General features: G+C 40.4%; 1 protein-coding gene. It reads left to right on the forward strand.

Translation table 11 applies throughout. The annotated features are described in order from the left end of the window. Positions 1-3,231: SDR family NAD(P)-dependent oxidoreductase (locus F6K54_RS41980; protein WP_293090419.1), on the forward strand; the 3,231-nt coding region annotated here is incomplete at its 5' end. Positions 3,232-3,484: the final 253 nt, after the last annotated feature.

Below are 3,484 nucleotides of genomic sequence, written 5' to 3' on the forward strand. Positions count from 1 at the left end.
GGGAAACCAAACTCTGATTTTGCCCCCCTAGCACCCCAAAATTGGGGGAAACCAAACTCTGATTTTGCCCCCCTAGCCCTCCAAAATTGGGGGGAACCAAACTCTGATTTTGCCCCCCTAGCACCCCAAGATTGGGGGGAACCAAACTCTGATTTTGCCCCCCTAGCACCCCAAGATTGGGGGAAACCAAACTCTGATTTTGCCCCCCTAGCACCCCAAGATTGGGGGGGGAAAAACTCTGAAAATTCCTCAAGGTTGGGGGATTTAGGGGGCTTGAACAAAACCAAACAATTGCGCATTCATACTTCAATTCAGCAACACCCAATTAATTCCAATTTACCCAATATTTGGTCATCACCTCTTTGGGGATTCGCTAAAACCTTGATGTTAGAACTGCCTGAGTTCAATTGTGTTTGTATTGATTTAGAAGCAACCGTTTCCGAACCTCAAATTCAGCTATTATGGCAAGAAATTAGTCAACCCTCAGCAGAAAATCAAATTGCGTTCCGTCAAGGAAATCGTTACATTGCCAGATTAGTCCAGACTCAGCTCGTTGCCATTCCCCATCGTTTAGCGATCGCGACTCAAGGAACCATAGAATCCCTGAACTGGCAACCAATGAATCGTCGTCAACCTTCGTCTGGAGAAATAGAGGTAAAAGTAAAAGCGACAGGATTAAATTTTCGGGATGTTTTAACAGTCTTAGATAGCAATCTCGGAAATACTGCTGAGTTAGGTTTAGAATGTGCAGGAGAAGTAGTCGCCGTTGGAGAAGGGGTAACTCATTTACAAGTTGGTGATGCGGTTTTTGGTTTAGCAAAGGGCAGTTTTGCAGATTATGTCACGGTGTTAGCAGACTGGTTCGTCTTAAAACCCGATAACTTAACCTTTGAAGAATCTGCAACTATTACAGGAGCATTTCTCACTGCTTATTACAGTTTAATCCATCGAGGACAGTTAAAAGCAAGAGAAAAAGTTTTAATTCATGCAGCATCCGGAGGGGTAGGACTTGCAGCAGTTCAATTAGCGCAAAGCTTGGGTGCAGAGATTTTGGCAACCGCTTCTCCTGCTAAATGGCAATTTTTACAAGATTTAGGAATTAAATGGATAATGAATTCTCGCACCTTAGATTTTGCCGCAGAAATTCGAGAGATTACAGAGGGTAAAGGAGTCGATCTGGTGTTAAATTCCCTGAGTGGTTATTTTATCCCTCAGAGTTTATCCGTTTTGCAAGACTGGGGGCGTTTTGCCGAAATTGGTAAGAAAGAAATTTGGACAGCAGAAGCAGTCAAAGAATTAAAACCGAATGTTGACTATTTTTCCATGGATTTATTAGAAATTGCGGAACATAACTCGTCATTAATTCAATCTTTATTACAAAATCTTTTAACTCAATTTAATAATGGATTGCTAACCCCTTTACCCTATCAAGTCTTTTCTCGTCAGGAAATACAAACAGCTTTTCGTACTCTCCAACAAGCTAAACATATTGGAAAAATTGTTATCGTTCATAGTACAGGGAACAGGGAACAGGGAATAGGGAATAGGGAACAGGGAACAGGGAACAGGGAACAGAGAAGAAAAGTTATTAAAGATGCAGGGAACAGGGAACAGGGAACAGGGAACAGGGAACAGGGAACAGGGAACAGGCAACAGGGAAGAAAAGTTATTAAAGATGCAGGGAACAGGGAACAGGGAATAGGGAACAGGGAACAGGGAACAGGGAACAGGCAACAGGGAAGAAAAGTTATTAAAGATGCAGGGAACAGGGAACAGGGAATAGGGAATAGGGAACAGGGAACAGGGAACAGGGAACAGAGAAGAAAAGTTATTAAAGATGCAGGGAACAGGGAACAGGGAACAGGAAATAGGGAACAGGGAACAGGGAACAGGGAACAGAGAAGAAAAGTTATTAAAGATGCAGGGAACAGGGAACAGGGAACAGGGAACAGGGAACAGGGAAGAAAAGTTATTAAAGATGCAGGGAACAGGGAACAGGGAATAGGGAATAGGGAACAGGGAACAGGCAACAGGGAACAGAGAAGCAAAGTTGTTAAAAATGATGGCAGTTATTTAATTACAGGAGGATTTGGCGATTTAGGATTGAATTTAGCCCAATGGTTAGCCACTCAGGGCGCACAATATATTATTCTCGTGGGGCGTAATCAACCCTCTAGCAAAGTCATCTCAACTATTCAAAACCTCACCGACAAAAATATCCATCTTTTACCCTTAACATTCGATGTTACTGAAGAAGAAGCTGTGAGAACATTTTTCGACACTTATGGCAATCATAATTTCCCTCCCCTGAAAGGGATTATCCATGCCGCCGGAGTATTAGAAGATGCAACCTTGTCTCAGATAACGTGGCCACAATTTGAACAGGTGATTGCGCCTAAAATAAAAGGCGCTTGGTATTTACATCAATTTAGTCAAAAGGAAAATTTAGATTTCTTTGTCTTATTCTCCTCCGTTGCCAGTTTGTTCGGATCTCCAGGACAAGGAAACTATAGTGCTGCCAATGCTTTCCTGGAAAGTTTAGCTAATTTGCGCCAACAAATGAAATTACCCGCGATTAGCATCAATTGGGGAGCATTTCTTCAGATTGGTATGGCAGCGAGACAGAATATTCCCCTGAGTATTGCTGGAATGGGAAGAATTTCTCCCGAACAAGGATGGTACATTTTGGCACAATTGTTAACTACCTCTCTGTCTCAAGTAGGAGTAACCCCGATGGATTGGCGTGTGGTAAATTCTCTGAATTCTCCATTTTTTGAGGAGTTTACTTCGTCCGAGTGCCACGAAGACACTTTGGCTATCCGAGAACGGTTAAATGCTTTAACTTATAGCGATCGCCAACAGACTCTCACCATTTATATATTGTCTCAAGTCGCGAAAATTATCGGTTTAAAGGATTTAGAGGCAATTGATACCGATTTAGGTTTTAGTGAATTAGGGATAGACTCACTAACTTCCCTTGAATTAAGAAATAGACTACAAAATACCTTAGACTGTTCCCTACCTTCCACTTTTACCCTTGATTACCCGACGATTAATCACCTAACATCTTATTTGTTAGAAAAATTATTTCCTAGTGATGATTTACCTTCCGAATCCTTACCATCCCATTCTTTAGAAACAACAGACATTGATCAACTTAGTGAAGCAGAAGCAGAAGCCTTATTATTAGAGGAATTGGCGAAAATATCTGATCTGTCCAATTTAACCTGATGAGTATGGAAATGGTTTTTGATTCCGTACAGGGAGAAGTAAAGATAAGAATAATTAACAATAACTAGCTAATAATTATAAAAAAAATTATTCAGTCTGTGTTAATTACTTAATAATTGAAGTATAATACCATTTTGAAAAAAGAATGTTACGAATAATAAAAATCATAAATAAACTTTCAAATAAAGTCTATTTGACGAAAAAGATAATTTAAAACATCAAAAATGGTATTAAATATATCCCCATACGAATT

It is taken from the genome of Okeania sp. SIO3B5 (assembly GCF_010692555.1).
Lineage (GTDB): Bacteria > Cyanobacteriota > Cyanobacteriia > Cyanobacteriales > Microcoleaceae > Okeania.